18 protein-coding genes and 1 pseudogene are annotated in these 18,268 nt (G+C 67.9%); 14 read left to right on the top strand and 5 right to left on the bottom strand.

The genetic code is table 11. The annotated features are described in order from the left end of the window. Nucleotides 1–7: 7 nt before the first annotated feature. The 9 genes from ACWD10_RS27955 (at nt 8) to ACWD10_RS27915 (ending at nt 8,156) form a co-directional block, all read left to right on the top strand. Complete coding sequence (locus ACWD10_RS27955; protein ID WP_451095748.1) at nt 8–1,795, top strand: AAA family ATPase; 1,788 nt, start codon at nt 8–10, stop codon at nt 1,793–1,795. Continuing rightward, a complete protein-coding gene (locus ACWD10_RS27950) occupies nt 1,792–2,469 on the top strand; it encodes a TadE family protein (protein ID WP_451095746.1) in 678 nt (225 codons plus the stop codon). Before ACWD10_RS27955 ends, ACWD10_RS27950 begins: the two co-directional genes overlap by 4 nt. A 36-nt stretch (nt 2,470–2,505) precedes the next feature. After that, on the top strand, nt 2,506–3,963 hold the full coding sequence (locus ACWD10_RS27945; RefSeq protein WP_451095744.1) for an ATPase, T2SS/T4P/T4SS family: 1,458 nt from the start codon (nt 2,506–2,508) through the stop codon (nt 3,961–3,963). Beyond that, the gene (locus ACWD10_RS27940; protein ID WP_451095742.1) at nt 3,960–4,895 is read left to right on the top strand and encodes a type II secretion system F family protein; all 936 of its coding nucleotides are present in this window, start codon (nt 3,960–3,962) and stop codon (nt 4,893–4,895) included. The genes ACWD10_RS27945 and ACWD10_RS27940 overlap by 4 nt, the downstream gene beginning before the upstream one ends. A gap of 60 nt (nt 4,896–4,955) precedes the next feature. Continuing rightward, entirely contained in the window at nt 4,956–5,852 is an 897-nt protein-coding gene (locus ACWD10_RS27935) for a DUF5936 domain-containing protein (protein ID WP_451095740.1), read from the top strand. Nucleotides 5,853–6,116: 264 nt separating this feature from the next. Further along, nucleotides 6,117–6,320, top strand: coding sequence for a hypothetical protein (locus ACWD10_RS27930; protein ID WP_451095792.1), 204 nt, complete (start codon nt 6,117–6,119; stop codon nt 6,318–6,320). Then, nucleotides 6,317–6,919 carry a pilus assembly protein TadG-related protein gene (locus ACWD10_RS27925; RefSeq protein ID WP_451095790.1) on the top strand — a complete coding sequence of 201 codons (603 nt, stop codon included), beginning with the start codon at nt 6,317–6,319 and terminating at the stop codon, nt 6,917–6,919. Before ACWD10_RS27930 ends, ACWD10_RS27925 begins: the two co-directional genes overlap by 4 nt. A gap of 19 nt (nt 6,920–6,938) precedes the next feature. Then, the gene (locus ACWD10_RS27920) at nt 6,939–7,517 is read left to right on the top strand and encodes a hypothetical protein (protein WP_451095738.1); all 579 of its coding nucleotides are present in this window, start codon (nt 6,939–6,941) and stop codon (nt 7,515–7,517) included. Between the two features lie 3 nt (nt 7,518–7,520). Then, the gene (locus ACWD10_RS27915; RefSeq protein WP_451095736.1) at nt 7,521–8,156 is read left to right on the top strand and encodes an OmpA family protein; all 636 of its coding nucleotides are present in this window, start codon (nt 7,521–7,523) and stop codon (nt 8,154–8,156) included. Nucleotides 8,157–8,274: 118 nt separating this feature from the next. Here ACWD10_RS27915 and ACWD10_RS27910 read toward each other — a convergent pair whose 3' ends face one another. The 5 genes from ACWD10_RS27910 to ACWD10_RS27890 form a co-directional block, all read right to left on the bottom strand. Then, entirely contained in the window at nt 8,275–8,754 is a 480-nt protein-coding gene (locus ACWD10_RS27910) for a hypothetical protein (protein ID WP_451095734.1), read from the bottom strand. A gap of 200 nt (nt 8,755–8,954) precedes the next feature. Beyond that, the gene (locus tag ACWD10_RS27905) at nt 8,955–9,266 is read right to left on the bottom strand and encodes a hypothetical protein (protein ID WP_451095732.1); all 312 of its coding nucleotides are present in this window, start codon (nt 9,264–9,266) and stop codon (nt 8,955–8,957) included. Beyond that, complete coding sequence (locus ACWD10_RS27900; RefSeq protein WP_451095730.1) at nt 9,244–13,734, bottom strand: DUF6531 domain-containing protein; 4,491 nt, start codon at nt 13,732–13,734, stop codon at nt 9,244–9,246. The genes ACWD10_RS27905 and ACWD10_RS27900 overlap by 23 nt, the downstream gene beginning before the upstream one ends. Before the next feature lie 210 nt (nt 13,735–13,944). Then, on the bottom strand, nt 13,945–14,277 hold the full coding sequence (locus tag ACWD10_RS27895) for a DUF397 domain-containing protein (RefSeq protein WP_451095728.1): 333 nt from the start codon (nt 14,275–14,277) through the stop codon (nt 13,945–13,947). Between the two features lie 10 nt (nt 14,278–14,287). Continuing rightward, the gene (locus tag ACWD10_RS27890) at nt 14,288–15,001 is read right to left on the bottom strand and encodes a DUF5753 domain-containing protein (protein ID WP_451095726.1); all 714 of its coding nucleotides are present in this window, start codon (nt 14,999–15,001) and stop codon (nt 14,288–14,290) included. Between the two features lie 251 nt (nt 15,002–15,252). On the opposite strand from ACWD10_RS27890, the pseudogene ACWD10_RS27885 reads away from it, so the two are divergent. The 5 genes and pseudogenes from ACWD10_RS27885 to ACWD10_RS27865 form a co-directional block, all read left to right on the top strand. Then, nucleotides 15,253–15,420, top strand: a pseudogene (locus ACWD10_RS27885) (Uma2 family endonuclease); the annotation flags it as partial. A 281-nt stretch (nt 15,421–15,701) separates the two neighbouring features. Then, nucleotides 15,702–16,109: a hypothetical protein gene (locus ACWD10_RS27880; RefSeq protein ID WP_451095724.1), complete on the top strand. Its 408-nt coding sequence runs from the start codon at nt 15,702–15,704 to the stop codon at nt 16,107–16,109. A gap of 127 nt (nt 16,110–16,236) precedes the next feature. Continuing rightward, nucleotides 16,237–16,587, top strand: a complete 351-nt coding sequence (locus ACWD10_RS27875) for a hypothetical protein (protein WP_451095722.1) — start codon at nt 16,237–16,239, stop codon at nt 16,585–16,587. 30 nt (nt 16,588–16,617) lie between these two features. Then, nucleotides 16,618–17,976 carry a hypothetical protein gene (locus ACWD10_RS27870; protein ID WP_451095720.1) on the top strand — a complete coding sequence of 453 codons (1,359 nt, stop codon included), beginning with the start codon at nt 16,618–16,620 and terminating at the stop codon, nt 17,974–17,976. After that, nucleotides 17,973–18,266 carry a hypothetical protein gene (locus ACWD10_RS27865; protein ID WP_451095718.1) on the top strand — a complete coding sequence of 98 codons (294 nt, stop codon included), beginning with the start codon at nt 17,973–17,975 and terminating at the stop codon, nt 18,264–18,266. Before ACWD10_RS27870 ends, ACWD10_RS27865 begins: the two co-directional genes overlap by 4 nt. Nucleotides 18,267–18,268: the final 2 nt, after the last annotated feature.

Raw genomic sequence — 18,268 nt, 5'->3', positions numbered from 1 at the left:
CCGCCCCGTGACCACCCGCATCCTGCCGGCCGTCGGCGACCCAGACGTGGCCCGCGCCCTGGCCACCCTGCTCAGCCAGCTCCCGGAGGCCGAACCGGCCGGTCCGGTCCCGGACTCCACACGGTTGCTCGACACCCTGGGGCGGCTCGGCGGCGAGTCCGTCGACGAGCTGCCCGAGGTGGTCCTCGTCCATGAGCGCATCGGCCCGGTCCCGGCCCTGGAGGTGATCCGGGAGGTCTCGCTCCGCTTCCCGGCGATCGGTGTCGTCCTGATCACCAGCGACGCCAGCGCCGGTCTGTTCTCGGCCGCCATGGACTCCGGCGCGCGCGGCCTCGTCGGGCTTCCGCTGGCGTACGACGAGATCGAGGCCCGCGTGCAGGCGGCGGCGGCCTGGGCGGTGGGCGTACGCCGCCACCTCACCAGCGGGACGGACTCCCTGTCCGGCTCCGGCCCCGGCTCCGGCGGTACGGTCCTCACGGTGACGGGCGCGAAGGGCGGCGTCGGCACGACGCTGACGGCGGTCCAACTGGCCTTGGCGGCAAGGGCGTCAGGCCGGTCCGTGGCCTTGTTGGACCTCGACCTCCAGTCCGGAGACGTGGCGTCGTACCTGGACGTACAGTTCCGCCGCTCGATCGTGGACCTGGCGGGGATCGCCGACATCACGCCGCGCGTCCTGCAGGACGCGGTCTACACGCACGACACGGGCGTGGGCCTGCTCCTCGCGCCGGGGGAGGGCGAACGCGGCGAGGAGGTCACCGACCGGGTGGCCCGACAGGTGGTCGGGGCGCTGCGCGGCCGCTACGACGCGGTGGTGGTCGACTGCGGTACGCAGATGAACAGCGCCAACGCCGCGGCGATCGAAATGGCCGACCAGGCCGTGCTGTTGGTGACCCCGGACGTGGTCGCCGTACGCGCCGCCAAGCGCATGGTGCGGATGTGGGACCGCCTCCAGATCCGCAAGGCCGAGGAGACGGTGGCCGTGGTGAACCGCCACAGCCGCTCCTCGGAGATCCAGCCCGCGCTGGTGGAGCGCATCACGGGCACGAGGGTCGCGCGCACCGCCGTACCGGCCAACTTCAAGGAACTGCAGTCGGCGGTCGACGCGGGCCGGATGCAGGACCTGGACTCCCGTAGTTCGGTCAAGCAGGCGCTGTGGGGGCTTGCGGGGGAGTTGGGCCTTGTCACGGGCGCGGTGGCGGGGCAGGGGGCGGGGGAGTCGGGGACGCGGCGGCCGTCCAAGGCGATTGCGCGGTGGGGGGATCGGGGGTCGGTGCGGTTGTGGCGTCGGCCTCGCGGTGGTGACGACGGGAGTGACCGGGGGGACGACAGGGGCGATGGCAGGGGTGACGACGGGGGCGATGGCAGGGATGGTGGCAGGAGGGACGACAGGGGTGACGGCAGGAGGGACGGCAGCGCGCTGGGCTCGGACCGGGGTGCGGTGACGGTCGAGTTCGCCGGGATGGCTCCGCTGATCTTCGCGGTGATCGCCCTGCTGTGGCAGTGCGTCCTCTTCGGCTATACGTACTCGCTCGCCGGGAACGCGGCGGACGAGGGCGCCCGCGCGGGCGCGGTCGCGGCGGTACGGGGCGACGACCCGGCGGCGGCCTGCGAGGCGGCGGCACGGGAGCGGCTGCCGAGCGCCTGGCAGTCCACCTTCACGGCGGGCTGCGGCGAGGCGGGCCCGGTGTACCGGGCGGAGGTCGACGTGGATGTGCCGCTGTTCTTCCCGGGGTTCGACGCGGGGTGGAAGGTGTCGGGGGACGCGGGGGCGGCAAGGGAGGGGGAGGAGCGATGAGCCGCGTCGGGCGTACGCCCCGGGCTGTCCGGCACGCGTCGGCCTACGAACACGGCTGCGCTGCGCGCGCCAGGGCTGCCCACCCACCCTGCCGCCCGCCCACCCGGCACTCTCAGCCCACCCGGCACTCTCAGCCCGTCCGGCAACCACCAGCCCGTCCGGCGTTTGAGGACGAGCGCCTTCAGCGCGACATAGCGGGGGCCTGGGGGCCGCAGGTCCCCCCACGCGGCGTTAGCCGCATATCCAACACGGCCGGGAAGGGGCGGGGCTGGGGAAAGAAGCCCGCCGCGGGCGCCACCCGCGCCACCCGCGCCACCCACCCGCACCGGCACGCGGCCCACGGCGACCGAGGCTCGGTCATCCTCGAATTCACCGGCTTCCTGCCGATCCTCCTCCTCGTCGGCCTGGCCGTCATCCAACTCGGCCTGGTCGGCTACGCCTTCGAACAAGCGTCATCCGGCGCCCGCGCAGCCGCCCGCGCCGAGTCCCAGGAGGAGGGCACCGGTACCGCGGCCGGTACGGCGGCGATGAGCAGCTGGCTGACAGCGGACGTCGGCCTGGGTGGCGGCGCAAACGTCACGGCGACCGTGGAGGTCGACATCCCGACCCTGATCCCGTTCGTGGATACGGGCTGGACGGCGACCCGTACGGCGACGATGCCCCGCGACGAATGACCCGCGACGAGTGAAGAGAGGAGTGGACAGGACCCCATGAGCCTGCGAGCCCGCATAGCCGCCCCCGAGGAGCACCCCGGCCACGAGGACGACCACCTCGTCGCCATCTACCGAGCCAAGCTGCTCGAAGAGATCGACCTCGCCGAGATGTCGAACCTCGCCGCAGCCGAACGCCGCGCCCGCCTGGAACGCGTACTCGGCCACATCATCAGCCGCGAGGGCCCGGTACTCTCCACCGCGCAGCGCTCCCAGCTGATCCGCCGCGTCGTCGACGAGGCCCTCGGCCTTGGCGTACTCGAACCGCTCCTCGAAGACGCCTCGATCACCGAGATCATGGTCAACGGCCCGGATGCGATCTTCGTGGAACGCGCGGGCCGCGTCGAACAACTCCCCCTCCGCTTCGCCTCGCACGACCAGCTGATGCAGACCATCGAGCGGATCGTGTCGACCGTGAACCGCCGGGTCGATGAGTCCACACCCATGGTCGACGCCCGCCTCCCCTCCGGCGAGCGCGTCAACGTGATCATCCCGCCGCTCAGCCTGACCGGCGCGACCCTGACGATCCGCCGCTTCCCACGCGCGTACACGCTCAAGGAACTCATCGGCCTGGGCACGCTCGACGAGCACATGCTCTTGCTGCTCAGCAGCTTCGTACGCGCCCGCTGCAACGTCATCGTCTCCGGAGGCACAGGCTCCGGAAAAACCACCCTCCTCAACGCCCTCTCCGCCCTGATCCCCGACCACGAACGCATCATCACCATCGAGGACTCGGCCGAACTGCGGCTGCAGCAGGCGCACGTCATCAGCCTGGAGTCGCGCCCGCCGAACGTCGAGGGCAAGGGCCAGGTCACCATCCGCGACCTGGTCCGCAACAGCCTGCGGATGCGCCCGGACCGCATCATCGTCGGCGAGGTCCGCGGCGGCGAGACCCTCGACATGCTGCAGGCGATGTCGACCGGCCACGACGGCTCGCTCGCCACGGTGCACGCCAACACGGCCGAGGACGCGCTGATGCGCCTGCAGACGCTCGGCTCGATGTCGAACGTGGACGTCCCCTTCGAGGCGTTGAAGGACCAGATCAACTCGGCGGTGGACGTGGTGGTCCAGCTGACCCGCTTCGCGGACGGCTCCCGCAAGATCACCGAGATCTCGGTCCTTGTCTCGCGCGGCCGCGAACCGTTCGCGATCACACCCGTGGCCCGCTTCGACGCGGCCCCGCTCGGCCCCGACCGGGTCGTACGCGGCCTCTTCGAGCACCTGCCACTGCCGCGCCGCATCGCGGACCGCCTCTACCTCGCGGGCGAGCCGGTCCCGCGGGCCTTCGGGGTGGTGACGGAGGGCGGCGTGAACGTACTGCCGACGCCGACGGATGCTGGCGTGCCTGGAGAGCCCGGAGTGCCTGGTGTACCTGGAGAGCCCGGAGTGCCTGGCGTACCCGGAGAACCTGGCGCGCCTGGGGAACCCGGAGCTCCCGGAAAGGCCGTACGCCCATGAACAGCCCCGCTCTGCTCGTCCTTGGCGCCACCCTCCTCGCCTGCGCCCTGGCGGTGGCGGGCCTGCACGCGTACGCCTCCGGAAGGGCCCAGCGCCAGGCGTTGGTTGACCGCCTCACCGGTGAACCGGCGCTCCCCACCGGCCGGGGCCGCCGCTTCACGGCGGTGGACCGCAGGGTGCGCGCCACCCGCCTGGGCCGCCGCGTACAACTGAAGCTGTCGGCCACGGGCCTGGACGTGACACCGGGCGAATTCTTCGTCTATCTGGTCCTGGTGGTGGCCGCCCTGTGGCTCCTGGCGGGCACGCTCCTGGCCCCGTTCTTCGGCCCGATCGCGGGCGCGGCAGGCGCCTGGAGCGCCAACGCGTTCCTGAACTGGCAGCGCCAGAAACGCATCGAGGCCTTCATCAACCAACTCCCGGACCTGGCGAGGCTCCTGGCGAATGGCACATCGGCGGGCCTGGCCCTACGCACATCGCTGGCGATGGCGGCGGAGGAACTGGAGGCCCCGGCAGGCGAGGAGTTGACCCGGGTCTCGCACGAACTGGCGGTGGGCCGCTCCATCGAGGACACGTTGGGCGAACTGGCGGAGCGTCTGCCATCCCGCGAACTGGTGGTCCTGGTCACGACGTTGATCCTGGCGAACAAGTCGGGCGGCACGATCGTCGACAGCCTGCGCAACCTGACCCGCACCCTGGAGGAGCGCAAGGAGACCCGCCGCGAGGTCCGCACGATGCTCTCCGAGGTCAACGCCACGGCGTTCACCATCCCGTGCCTGGGCGTAGGCGCTCTGCTCATGCTGAACGCCATGAACGACGGCGCTTTGGCCAAGGTCACCGGCTCACCGCTGGGCCAGGCTCTGATCCTGATCTCGGTGGGCCTGTACGCGGCGGGTTTCATCGCGATCCGCCGCCTGGGCAAGATCGAAGTCTGAACCGAAGTCTGAGCCGAAGTCTGAATCGAATCTGAATGGAAGTCTGAGGGGAAGCGAACGGTGGGAACGATCGGGCTGCTCCTGGCGGCGCTGGCCGCACTGGCGGTGACGGGCGCGGTCGCAGGCATCCGCATGTACCGCTCGGAGGCGAAACTTCCCAAGGACCTGGCGATCGCCCTGGAGGTCGGCTCGTCCCGGGTCTCCGGACCGGGCTCGGCCATAGACCGCCTCGGCATGCGCTTCGCGCCCGCGGTGCTCCGCCTGATGGGCCCGAAACGCGTCGACGCGAAACGCCACAAGATCGACCAGGCGGGCAACCCGGGCGGCCTGACCCTGGACCGCTACGCGGCACGGCGCGCGGTCTACGGCATCTTCGGCGCGCTCTGCGCACTGTCGCTGTTCGCAAACGACGCCCCCCTCTTCGGATTCCTGGCCCTTGCCTTCGGAGCATTCGCAGCGGACGCACTGATCTGGCAAGCAATCCGGGACCGCAAGGACCAGATCGAGCGCACACTTCCGGACTTCCTGGACGTCCTGGCGGTCGTGGTCTCGGCGGGCCTGGGCTTCCGCCAGGCCCTGGAACGGGTAGCGGACCGCTACGAGGGCCCCTGGGCGGACGAACTCCGCATCACGCTCCGCCAGATGGACATGGGCGTCTCGCGCCGCCACGCCTTCGAGGAACTACGCAAGCGGAACGCCAGCGAGCAGGTCTCGCAATTCGTCACGGCCCTCCAGCAGGGCGAGGAATTGGGCGCCCCCATCGCGGACACGCTGATCCAGATCGCGGCCGACATGCGCCGCACGGACGCCCAGAACGCCCGCCGTCGCGCGGCCAAGACCATCCCGAAAACAACCCTGGTCACACTCGTCTTCATGGTCCCGGCAACGCTGCTGCTCATCGTCTGCGGCATGTTCCTGGGCTCGGACACGGACTTCGGCTCGATCCTGGGGGACTGATGTGGCCACGCGTCTCGAATCCACACCAATTCCGGTATCCGACTTCGCACAAGCAACCACTTGTGCGAGAGTCTGACCGTCAGACGCGCCGACGAGACCGAACAAGACCGACGGGGCGATTCACGCCAATGAGTCCAATGAGGCAGACCAGGCAGGCAAGTTGGTGCCGGGAGCCCTACACCGGGGACCCCGATGAGGCGTACGTTTCTCTTGACGCAAAGGTCGGAAGGGTCACACGGACGGCCGCGCCCGGAGGGGAACACTATGACGAAGATCCGTACCTGGAAGAACGCCGTGTCCGCGCGCATCCGCGGGGCACGGGGGGACGAGGGTGCCGGGTTCGTGGAGTACGCCGGGCTGTTGGTGTTGATCGCGGCGATCGTGGCGGCCGTGATGGGGCTCGGTCTCGACGACACGATCTCCAGCGCGATCGGCGACGCGGTGAACGAGATCACCGGCGGCGACTGACTGCCTCCAGGCTGAGCGACGACTCCGGCTCGACCATTCCGCTGTACGTCTGGCTGGTGGGCGTGCTGCTCTTCGTCGCGTTCGTCTTCTTCGTCTTCGCCAAAGGGGCGGTGGCACGCAGCGGCGCCCAGTCCGCCGCCGATGCCGCCGCCCTCGCCGCTGCCCAGGACGTTCGGGACGAGCTCACGGACGGCTTCCTCAACGGCATCAAGGACGGCAACTGGGGCGACTGGCTGGACGGCGACCGCTACACAGGCGACGGCTACGCGGCCGCTCAGAATCTGGCCGCCGCAAACGACGCTCAACTCAGCTCCCTGAAGCCGGGCTTCGTTAACGGCAACGCGTCCTTCAAGGCCTCGGTCGAGACCAACTACACCGTCGGTGACTCCCTCATCCCCGGTACGGAGAACAGGCGCGCCAAGGCAACGGCCACGGCGGTCATCGAGCCCCGCTGTACGGTCGAGCCGGATGCCGATCCCACAAAAGTCGTGAAGTTCACCTGTGACGGCAGTGGCCCCTGGGAGATTGATCCCAAGGACCCCGGGGATGCAGATCTCCCGGAGGCCAAGGACCTGTTCGCTGTCCACCTGGCTGACTGATGTCTACGAAGGAGTCCCGATGAAGGCCCGCAGGGCACTGACCGCAGCGGCGATAACAACTGGTTTGGTCCTCGCGGTGGCCGGCTGCGGCAGCGACGACGGTGGTGCCAAGAAGAACGCGAACTCGGAGGCGACCGCCTCGGCGAAGGACGACGAGAAGGGCGGCGAGCGGACTGAGCCCGACGGGTCGGCGGAGGACAAGGTCCTGGGCGAGTCCCAGGGCAGCAAGGCGTCGATAACCATCAACTCCGCGGTCCGTGACGAGGGCGGATTCCTCACCGTCGGTGGCACGGTCAAGAACACCAGCGGGAGCTTCTGGAATCCTGCCTCCTGGTCGGGGGACGAGAAGGAACTCTCGAGCAACGGGGCCTCCATGGCGGGCGCCTCACTTGTCGACACGTCCGGCAAGAAGCGCTATCTGATCCTTCGGGATACGGAGGGCCGCTGTCTATGCACGCAGTTCCAGGGAGGATTGAAGCCGGACGAGGAGAAGGTCTGGTTCGCTCAGTTCCCGGCTCCTCCAGCGAGCGCCACTGAGGTGGAATTCCAACTTGCCGACATGCCCCCCGCCACCATCGAGCTCTCCGAGGGTGAGTGACCCATGCGCACCGCCCCTCTCCTCACCACGGTCGCCCTGCTCACGGCCCTGACCGCAACAGGCACCACCGGAGTGGCCACCGCGGACGACGAACCGAGCGTCCCCCCGGGCTCCATGACCAGCGGCCCACCCCCCGAGGTCGACGCCACCGCCCCCGGCCTGAAGCTGGCCGACGGAGCGAAGCTGGCCCCGGCCCGAGTCCTGGACATCAAGTCGGTCGTAGAAGACCTGGGCGGCGAAGAACGCCGCGAAGACACCAACTCGGACGTGAAGTTCGCCCTGCAAGCAGAAGTCCTCTTCCCCAAGGACAGCGCGAAGCTGAACGCCGAGGCGAATTCCCGGATCAAGGCCATCGCGGACGAAATCAAGGCACAGGACCCCACCAAGGTCCGCGTCTTCGGCTTCACGGACAACCTCGGCTCGTACGGCCACGGCAAGAAGCTCTCGAAGCAGCGCGCGGACGCCGTACACGACCAGCTCTCGAAGGACCTGGGCCCGGACATCACATACGAGGTCCGCGGCTACAGCGAGGACTACCCGATCGCGTCCAACTCCACGGAAGAGGGCCGGAAGAAGAACCGGCGGGTGGAGGTCACGTTCCCACGCGGGGACACCGGCTCCGGAACCGCCGAGGGCTAAGGCGAGTCGGAACGGATCGCGTAACCGAGCTGCCTCCGTCGCAGGCGCGCGCCTTCGGCGAGGTCCGTCGGTCAGTTTGATGATGGCCAAAATCAGAGTCCCCGCGGCGGACCGATGTTCAGTCGAAGTACCCACTGGGTGCCGCTAGCGCGTAGTGGAAATACAGCGGAAATCCATCGTCCGGGTCGAGCGGAACTTCGCGGCTGGTTTCACGGGAGAGAAGCAGCGCGAGTTCCGGGTAAACAGTGACCTCGTCGTCGCTCGTGTCTGCCTCATGCCCGGCTTCGCTGATGCCCTGAATGAGGTCGCGCGCAGGGGTGCGGAAGACATCCATCCCATTGAACTTCACACGCACATCAGCGTCATCGTTTTCGAAACGCCAGGCCTCAAGGCCGGTGAGGGTTTTCCCGTCGTCCGACAGGAGGACGACTTCGAATTCGGGGTGAACGATCAGCGCTTTGAATGCCATGCGCCCCTGAGCAGGTGCGCCAACTCTCACCTCACCCCACGCGGAAGCAGCCTCTGTAGCCTTGGCGATTGGCATACCGAATCGCAACGGTCCAGCACCGGCAGGCGGGTTGAGATTCAGCTGCATCATCGCCCCTAACGTGAGCAGATCACATCCAGGGAGGCCGATCCGTCCACCTCTGAGGTCCGGACTCACTCAAAGTTCCATTCGTTGGGCTGGCGGCCGAGCGAGGGCCGGAGCAGGCGATGTCCTGGAGGAAGCTCCGGCTTGATCTCCTCCCGGTCACGTGGGGTGCAGAGATCTTCGAACTGCTCAATGAGGAGATAAGGTCAGGAGCCAGGTACCGGAAGATATGCATCATGTGTCGCGTAATACTGTACGGCTTCACAACGCTCAGCTGCGTCCGGCTCTGCACCTTCACGCCACTCGCTCCAGACCTGGAGAACTTCCTTGATCAGGAATACCTCCAGGAGGTAGTCCAATCCGGACGGTGCATCCGCCTCATCCTGTACCAGGGTTACTGGTGTGGCAGGGGTCAAACGACCGGCAGTAGCGGTATATGCAATGGCGTCATCGTCGACGTCCTCAATCTCAATGAGAAGTTGACCTGCTGGCACGTCAACCCCATATGGAATAGCCACCGACACCTCCTGGGTGAAAGAGTTCTTGTAGTCGCCCCGCAGCGGAGTGTTGCACTCTTGGAACGAGCTGCATTTGTCCTGGATTTGCAGCGTGATGCCAGGTCCAGTCAGTTGGAGACCTGCGCGATATCCCACCGCGAGGACCTACCAGTTCGTCGCGAATTCCCGGTATCAAGTTGTCCATCATTCTCGCGAAATCCGGACTTGCGTCCATTTCGCGAACGAGTGCTCTGTTTGCCTCTTGGAAGTGTGCGCCTCGCGATCTCCCCGGAAAGAACTGGGCGGGGATGTAGGTCTCGTAAGCAACAGAGTACGCATTGCCCGAGCCTACACACGGTGCGAGTCCGAGCGGGTCGCTCCAGGTATGGGGGTTACGGACGTATGCGACCGGGTTGGGGGCAGGAACGAGACCAAGCGGATCGGGGGTGAGGTAACGGGCGGTGGTGGGGTCGTAGTGGCGATGGAGGTTGTAGTGGTGATCGGTTTCCAGATCGTGGTATTGGCCGGGGAAGCGGAGTGGAGTGTAGGCGGTGGCATCGGCGTTCCAGGTGGTGGTGCCCCACAGAGTTGTCCTGGCCTGCCAGGCGATCTCGCCTGATTCCGTGAGGAGTTCCGTGGGGGTGCCGATTTGGTCGGTGACGATGGCGTAGAACGCCGTGTCGATCTCCGCTTGTGGCGCGTCAGCGGCCGGGGCGTATCGGTCGGTCTGGGCCAGCGGGGTCAGGCCGGATTCGTCGTGTTCCCAGGTGAGGGTCTGAGTACCGCTCCCGTCGGCGGATGTTGTGGTCTGCTCGATCAGCGTGGGGCCGTGCCAGGTGAACCAAGTTTCCTCGGCGGTTGACTCCCCGTCTGTGGCCAGACGTTGCTTGGATATCCGGCGGCCGAGGGGGTCGTAGGTGTACCGCCAGCGGGTGCCGTCGGGGGTGGTGACCTCGGTGAGTTGGTTTTCGGCGTTCCAGGTGTAGCGCCAGGTGTCGGGTTTACGGGACAGGCGGGTCTTTTGCCGCAGGGTGAGACGGCCGGCGGCGTCGTGCTCGTAGCGGACGTCGCCGGCGGCATCGATGCGGGTGCCGGTGTAGGTCCGTTCCCCGCAGACTTCGGCATCGGGATGGATCTCGGGCCAGTTGGCCGCGGTCTGGTTGCCGGCAGTGTCGTAGGCGTAGGTTTCGGACCAGTCGGGGGCACTCACGCCGGTAACCCGGCCGACCGGGTCGAGGGCGTAATGGCTGGAGCCAGTGCGGCTGTCGTCCAGGGAGGTCAGGTGGCCGTCGGCCCGATAGTGGTAGTCGCGGGTGCCTACGCTGTCGGCACCAGCAGCCAGGCGCTTCTGGATCAGGCGGCCGATTGTGTCCCAGGTGTGCGCGATGGTCGGTGTGCCGTCATCCAGGCGACGCAACAGCTCGCGGCCCGCGGCGTCGTGGCTGAAGGTCAAGGTGTGGCCGGTCGCGGTCACCAGCTCGGTGCGGTTGCCCGCCGGGTCGTGGGTGTACGTCGTTGTTACGCCGGTCGGGGTGGTACGCCCCACCGGGCGCCCCAGGGCGTCGTAGGTGTGGGTGACCGTGCGTCCGTTGGTCGACTCCGCCGTCAGGTGCCCCGCGGCATCATAGGCAAGAGTCAGCTCGTGGTCGGGGTTGGCGGCCGTTATCAGCCGCCCTGCTGGATCGTAGGCGTAGCTCGTGATCGTGCCTGCAGCGTTCTTGGCCGTCACCTGGCCGAGCGCGTCGTGGGTGTAGCGGATGACGTCGCCAAGCGGGGTGGTGCGGCTGGTAGTGCGGCCAGCACGGTCGTGGGTGTAGGTGATGGTGCGGTCGTCGAAGTCGGTCTCTGCCGTCAGGCGGCCAGCCGGGTCGTAGCCGTAGGTCCACCTCAGGCCCTGCGGATTGGTGACCTCACGCAGGCGCAATTCGTGGTCGTAGGTGAAGGTGTGGCGAGTCCCGTCGGGGTCGGTGCGGGCGGCCAGCACGTCAAAGCCCGTGTACTCGTAGGTGGTCGTCTGGCCCAGGGCGTCGGTGTGCGTGATGCAGTTGCCCTCGCCGTCGTACGTCCACGACTGCGCGGCACCGTCTGGGTCCTGCTGCCGGGCGAGCTTGCCCTCAGGAGTCCACTCCAGTCTGGTCACCGCACCGAGCGCGTCCGTGACCGTGGTTGGACGGCCGAAGGGGTCACGGTGGTAGCTCGTGGTGTTGCCGAGCGGGCCCTCTACATACTGCGGCAAGCCTGCCGGGTCGCACGTCACGCGAGTGGTGTTGCCCAGCGCGTCCGAGATGGTGCTGAGGTAGCCGGCGGCTGTGTAGGTACAGCGGGTAGTGGCGCCGGCCGGGTCGATCAAGGCGGTGCGGTTGCCCCAGGTGTCGTACTCGTGGCGCCAGATCGCGCCGTCAGCGTCGACGGTCTCGACCGGCAGTCCGAGCTCGTTGTACGTAACCGTGATCGTGTGTCCATCGGGGCGCGTGACGGCGGCCGGGCGGCCTTGTTCGTCGTAGGTGTAGCGGGTGGTGTGGCCGAGGGGGTCGGTGATGGATTGGAGGCGGTCGTATCGGTCGTGGGTTCGGTGGGTCTCGTTGCCGAGTGGGTCCTGTTCCCTGACGAGTTGGTAGCTGTCGTTGAACTCGTAGACGGTGGTGTTGCCGAGGGCGTCGGTGAAGAGGGTGCGGCGGTTCTCGGTGTCGTAGACGATGCTGCTGTTGAGGAACCCGTCGGCGCCTTCGGTGGCGACACAGCGGCCGTTTTCGTATGTGTAGCGGTACCAGGTGTCGTTGCGGTCCTGCCAGCCGGTGATGCGGCCGGCCTCGTCGTAGGTGAATGTCAGGGGTCGGTCGGCGGAGTTGTAGACCTCCGTGAGGTTGCCGTGGTCGTCGTAGGCGTAGCGCAGCAGGGTGGGCTGGTCGGGGGCGCTGAGCAGGGTCAGGGCGGTGACATGGCCGCTGTCGGTGGTGACGCCTATGCGGTAGCCGCCGTGGTGGACGATCTCGCCGGGTGTGCCGTCGGGTTGGTAGTGCACGGCGATGGTGTTGCCGCGCCGGTCCCGGATCTCGGTGAGGGCGAGCTCATGGGCGGGGCGGTTGGGCTGGGGGCGGAAGGCCAGCGTCTGCCCGGTGTCGGGGCGGTGGATGTTCAGGGTGCCCTGGGTTGTGCCGTCCCAGGTCAGGGGCCACCTCGGGCCTTCGACGGGCAGGATGGAGAGGTCGGGCTCGGGGACGGGGTAGTGCAGTTCCATGCCGTCCTCGGTGATGAACCGAAGGCCGGTTCCGTCGAGGAGGAGGCGCTGGTCGAGCGTTGAGGTCCAGGAGGGTCCGAAGTATTGGCCTTTGCGGATCCTGGTGCGGTGATGCCGCTGGAGGACGAGTGGCAGCACGCCGGGAAGTTCGACATCTGTGGCGGACATGACCATCTCGCCGGTCGCCATGTCGATCGGGTCGGTGCGGCAGACGAGCGACTTCATTTCGCGGCCGCGCCCGCGAACGCTCTTGGCCATCCCCTTGGCGCCGAGAGCCATGCCCTTGAGTCCCGTCTTGCCCAGGGCTTTGACGCCCTTGGCGAGACCACCGAGCGTGGTCAATCCCTTCATGCCGGGGATGCAGTCGAGGGCGGCCATGCCGACGTCGAAGAGGCTGGCTTGGCCTTTGCGGTATTTGTTGAGGGTGTCGGCGAGGACGACCAGGGCCGCGACGACCACGATGGCGGCGAGGATCGGGCCGCCGACGATCATCGCGATGACGCCGACGACGGCGACGACGACCTTGCAGACGGCGACGATCGCGTCCCAGTTCTCGGTGACGAAATTGACCGCGTCTTCCCACCAGTCACGGTTCTGGATACCGGCGTCAGAGGCTTCGTCGAGTTTGTCCTTGCAGACGCGGGCGGCGTCCTCGCGCAGCTCCCGGGCCTCCTGGGCCATGGCTTTGGCGGCGTCCAGGGCCGACTGGGCGCTGTCGACGTCGCCCTGGGCGCTGCTGCGGGCGGAGTTGGCCTGCTGGGCGTTGCGGGTGGCGGCGCGGACCTTGGACTCGTCGGGGGCTTCGGGGCCCTTGGCGTCGTCGTACGCTTTCGTCTTGGCGGTGGCGGTTTTGACCCAGTCGGTGGCCCCGTCCAGGCGGCCCTGGGCCGCATTCAGGTCTTCGCGGGCCTCGCGGCCCTTGACCAGGGCCCGATCGGCGAGGGACTGGGCGCGCTCCAGCTTGGGCCAGTAGTCGGCGAAGGCGTCGCCTGCCAGGTCGTAGGAGGTTCGGAGTTTGGTCAGGTTGCCGGGGACGCCGTCGAACTGTTCCTTGAACTTGTTAGCCGATTTTCCGGACCATCTTTGGAGCGTGTCCTCGCCGGCCATGGCGCGGATCTGGCGCAGCGCGGTGCCGACGTCTTCGGCGAAGTCGTGGAGTTCGCGGGCGAGTTTGCGTACTCGCTGCGGATCGCCGGGGACCGGGTCCCCCTCCAGGTCCAGAACGTGCCAGTCCGTCGGCCGATGACTCACGTCAACTCCCCCGTAGCACACTCAACTTCAGGCAGCGTGATACCGCAGGTCAACCCTAACTCCCGCCACTCACACGGGTGAAGAGAGATTCAGTCAGGCGGAGGGGGCTGGTCAGCCAGGAGCGGGACGGCCCGCGGTGCGGCGGTGTTGTCACACGAAGCGGAACGTGGACGTGATGGTTCAGCAAGGTGGGATGGGAGGAGTTCCTGGCTATCGACCGGTGGTGAAGCGGTCGAATTCACCGGCCCGCACGCCGAGGGTGAAGGCGTGCCACTTGTCCCGGGTGGTGGTGACTGTGGTGTCCGGGGTGTGCAGCAGGACCTTGTTGTCGGGGCCGTGGGTGATGTCTATGCCCGAGGTTTCTCCGTTGCCCTTCAGGTGGGTGAGGAGGGCGGCGAAGGTTTCGCGGGCGGTGGTGAGTATTGCTCTGGTGGGGTCGCTGCTCTCGGTCAGGAGCACCGTGCCGGTGGCGGTCGAGGCGACATGTACGCAGGAGTCGCCCTCCGAGCAGTAGGACGACTTCTGCCAGGCGTGCGGGGTCATGAAGGCTCCCTCATAGGTCGCGAATGATGTTGGCGATGAGATCCCGCGTCTTGTCGGGGTCCAGTGCGACTGCCTCCAGTAGCTGAAAGAGCGTCCGGTACTTGTGCAGTTGGGCCTCGGCGTCCAGGAATGTGAGGCCGTGGGACTGGTCGAGGTGCACTGTGTCGAGCTGCTGCACGGGGCCGGAGGCGTAGTAGATCGACTGGCCCGAGCCCGGGTAGGCACCGACCTCGAACGTGATCGCGCGCAGCGTGATGTGTTCCTGCTCGCTCATGTCCAGCAAGTGTTGGAGTTGTTGGCGGGATGTGGCGCGGCCGCCGACCTTCATGTGCAGGGCTGCTTCGTGGATGAGCGCCTCGTATGGCGTGGTCTGCTCCCCGTACAGGACTGCCTGGCGCTTGATCCGGAATGAGAGACGGTGCTCCGCGTCTGGTGGTGAGAGTTCCGTGACCGCCTGTCGGAAGATCTCGCGGGCGTGGTCCACGGTTTGGAGCAGGTCGGGAATTCGGGCCGTGACCGCGGAGCGCAACGCGGTGGCGTGGTGCTCCAGTTCGGCCAGGTCGAGGAGCGGGCTCGGCAGGATCTCGCGGTACTCCTCCCACCAACCCCGTGTGCGGTCGGTGGTCATGTCGGTCAGGGCTGTGATGAGGGCCTTGTCCGAGCAGTCGTACTGGCATGCCAGTGCGTGGATCCGCTGGGCACTCACTCCTGCGCGACCGGCCACGAATCCCGAGATCCCCACCCCGTTCCGACTCCAGCGCGTACCCGTAGCCGTCCCGGACACGGACGAGAACGGCCGCGGTCTCTTCCTCGTCGGGACGTACGCCGACCGGTGGGGTGCGTACGAGCTCGAGGACGGCATGGGCGGCGGACCTGGGAAGTTGCTCTGGGCTGAGTGTCGGAGGCCGTCTTGAACTGGGCCTCGCCCTACCACGCCCCACCGCGCGCCGGGCCGATCCAGAAAGGGCCGCTTAGCACGCCGTCTTCGACCCCCGCACCGGCTCCGGCGCGATCATGACCGACATCCACCCCACCCCGGACGGCCCGCGCTACGCGACTCGCAAGGACTTCGTCTACGGCGAGCCCGTCACCATCGCCGACTGGACGATTCCCACGGACGATCTTCCTCGGTACCCCGCGTAGCGCCCCGACGGTCTCCCGCCTGGTCGGTTGGTCGGTGCTCTTGCCGCGTCCGGGCCCGAAAGCCCTGATGGCGATCCGCTCGGCCGCCCTGATGGCGATCAGCTCGGCACGGACCGAAGCCCGCAGACGTATCTGAGAGTTGGCCGGTGCGAACAGTCCGGACGCCGACGGCAGTGTTCTCGTGCATCGAGGCTGGTCCGGCGCCGACGCGCCCCAATGCATGTTGCGCATATGATCTCGCCAACTCGAACGCCTGATCCCATACTCATGGAGGAAAACGAGTGAGCGGAAGACCTATGCCCAGACGGCTCGCCAGCCTGGCCGGCGTCTCGCTGGCGGCCACGGCGACCGTGGTGTTCGCCGCAGGACCCGCCGCAGCTGCCGGTGTCGACTCGTTCGCGTACACCGACCCCAGCAAGTACGGGTACGCGCTGTACTTCAGTGGACCGGAGCGCATGGACGTGTGCGACACCGACGTCGACGGCTACTCGGTGCAGGGCCGTATCTGGTCCAAGAGCGACAAGAGCGACATGGTCAGGGAGCTCGACGGCGGTGACTCCGGCTGTGACTCGGTGAGCTTCAACCGGGCCGCCGGAACGGTGATCTACATGCAGGCCTGCCGGTACTCCAGCGGGTCGAGCACGCCGTTCGACTGTGGCACGGTCTCGAGCAAGGGCCGCGCGTCGTAACCTGCGTAACCTGCCACGCAACAGGGCCTGCACCCAGGAGACGGGTGCAGGCCCGCAGGCCCGCAGGCCCGTTTGCGTGGCCAGCTACTGACGTCGGAGCATGGGGCAGGGAGTCGGGGGCAGCAGCATGGGGCAGGGAACGGCAGGCGCCGGAGGCTACGCGGTCAGTGCCGCGTCCATCGACGGGAGTTCGCATCTGCTCAGCGAGCTCGCCGGACTGCTGCACGCCGGGCGTATGGACGGGGAGAACGCCACCGCCTGTCGCGTTCCCCGGTCGCATCCCGAAATCGCCGAGGCCGTCGAGGACTTCGCGCGCTTCGCGCAGGGGCAGTACGGCGACATGGTGGCGCTGCTCACCGCCCTGTCCACCAAGCTGCGGTCCACCGGCAACGCCTACGTCAACGCGGAATTCGGCGCACAGGCCAAGTTGGACGACATTCTCGACAGCGGGCGGTACGTGGCGCCCGAGAACCGCTGAACCGGGGATGGAGACGAGGTAGACACCGCCATGGCTTACCGCGAGGACGTCGCCTTCCTTGAGCAGTCCAGCCCCCCGCTCATCGAGCAGACCGCCGCCGAGTACGGCCGCCTGCGCGCCCTGATGGCCTCTTGCGACGAGGACTTCCGGCGGGCCGGGAAGGTGGAGTGGGAGAGCGAGCACCGGGAGAAGTACACGCGGCGGCTGCGTGAGGCGACCGGCCTTGCCGAGCATCTCTCCGCCGCCTTCAAGCGGGTCGCCGCCGCCCTGGACGCGTACGCCAAGGAAGTCGAGCTCGCCCGCGGGCACTTCGAGAACGGGCAAGCCAGTGAGGCTCGGCTCGCTGAGGTGATGCGCCGCGAGGCGACGCCCATCACGCCGACCGCCCGGGCCGCCGAGCCGCTGCGGCAGTGGGAGGACCTGCGCGACACCACCGGCGTCCTCGACTGGGTTGCCGAACTCCTCGTCGACGTCGACGCGATCAGGGACGAGGCCGAGGACCTGTACCACGCCACCCGGGGTCATTACGGCGACGCCCAGCGCGTCGAGGCCGACGCTCGCGAGGACTGTGTGCACGAGATCCGGGCCGCGCTGCGCTCCCTGCCCGAGTTCCGCTCCGAGCGCGGCGAGCGCGGTGGTGACTTCGTCTCGCCGACCGAGCTGCTTGGCGGCGTGGACGCGCTGCGGCGGGAGGCCGCGGACGCCCGCCTCGACCCCAACGCCCAGCTTCCCGGCACCGGTTCGAAGGTCGACGCCATCCCGCGCGTCGGGCCCGACGTCGTCGTCTCGCCCGCCCTCATGCGGATTCGGTCGCGCACCTCCGGCAAGAACGCCGACGGCAACTACATCTGGGTCTACAGCAACGACGACGGCGACCGGCGCGCGTACATCCGTAACAACAAGGAGCTGCTCAGCGACGCCGCCCGCACCTCCGGCCTTCCGCCCGAGATGGTCGCCGGGATCGCCTGGAAAGAGGTTGAGGGCGCGCCCAGTTGGCTCGATGACGTGACGCCCGTCGCACGGGACATTCTTACCGGCACCGCCGACAAGGACCTGACCTCCATGGGGCCGATGTCCGTGCAGGTGCGCCGGGCCGCCGAGGTGCTCGGCTACGACCCGCAGCACCTGACCGACGCTCAGCGTGAGCAGGTCGTGGGCGCCGTCAAGGACCCGGCGCAGAACATCTACATCGCCTCCGAGTACCTCGCCCAGCTCAAGGCCGAGAGCGAGTTCGCCGACGTACCGCCGGAGCAGATGACCCGCGCGCAGATGCGGGAACTCGCCGCTCGCTACAACGGTGGTCCCTATTACGAGAGCGATATGGCGCAGCGGTACGGAGAGGACTTCGACCGGCACGTGGACGAGGCCAGGGGAGCGCTCGGGCGGTGACTTCGGTGAACTCGAAGACCTGGGACCGGGTGGGCACTGTGTTCTGCGGCGTCCTCCTGACCGCGCTGAACGGCGTGCTTCTGTTCGCTCTCTTCGCCATGCTCGTCGGTTGGTTCTTCAGTGGGGGAGAGGGCGAGTACGGCGACGTGACCCTGCTCCTCGTGCTCTGCGCACTCGTCGTGGCCGGGCTCACCTGGGTGTTCGTGAAGGCCGAGTGGCTGCGTTCGTGGTGGTATGCCTTGCCCGCGCTGTCCGGAGCCATCGCCCTGCTGCTCCGGCTCGCCCTCTGACC

It is taken from the genome of Streptomyces sp. NPDC002851 (genome assembly GCF_053591935.1).
The sequence above is the reverse complement of the archived record's forward strand: the minus strand, read 5'-3'. Positions and strand labels throughout refer to the sequence as shown.

What these genes read in the sequence shown, in the direction of transcription:
- ACWD10_RS27895 (WP_451095728.1), bottom strand. Translation starts at nt 14,277, where the DNA reads ATGACCCCGCACGCCTGGCAGAAGTCGTCCTACTGCTCGGAGGGCGAC.
- ACWD10_RS27920 (WP_451095738.1), top strand. Translation starts at nt 6,939, where the DNA reads ATGAAGGCCCGCAGGGCACTGACCGCAGCGGCGATAACAACTGGTTTG.
- ACWD10_RS27930 (WP_451095792.1), top strand. Translation starts at nt 6,117, where the DNA reads ATGACGAAGATCCGTACCTGGAAGAACGCCGTGTCCGCGCGCATCCGC.
- ACWD10_RS27945 (WP_451095744.1), top strand. Translation starts at nt 2,506, where the DNA reads ATGAGCCTGCGAGCCCGCATAGCCGCCCCCGAGGAGCACCCCGGCCAC.
- ACWD10_RS27915 (WP_451095736.1), top strand. Translation starts at nt 7,521, where the DNA reads ATGCGCACCGCCCCTCTCCTCACCACGGTCGCCCTGCTCACGGCCCTG.
- ACWD10_RS27940 (WP_451095742.1), top strand. Translation starts at nt 3,960, where the DNA reads ATGAACAGCCCCGCTCTGCTCGTCCTTGGCGCCACCCTCCTCGCCTGC.
- ACWD10_RS27910 (WP_451095734.1), bottom strand. Translation starts at nt 8,754, where the DNA reads ATGATGCAGCTGAATCTCAACCCGCCTGCCGGTGCTGGACCGTTGCGA.
- ACWD10_RS27870 (WP_451095720.1), top strand. Translation starts at nt 16,618, where the DNA reads ATGGCTTACCGCGAGGACGTCGCCTTCCTTGAGCAGTCCAGCCCCCCG.
- ACWD10_RS27875 (WP_451095722.1), top strand. Translation starts at nt 16,237, where the DNA reads ATGGGGCAGGGAACGGCAGGCGCCGGAGGCTACGCGGTCAGTGCCGCG.
- ACWD10_RS27950 (WP_451095746.1), top strand. Translation starts at nt 1,792, where the DNA reads ATGAGCCGCGTCGGGCGTACGCCCCGGGCTGTCCGGCACGCGTCGGCC.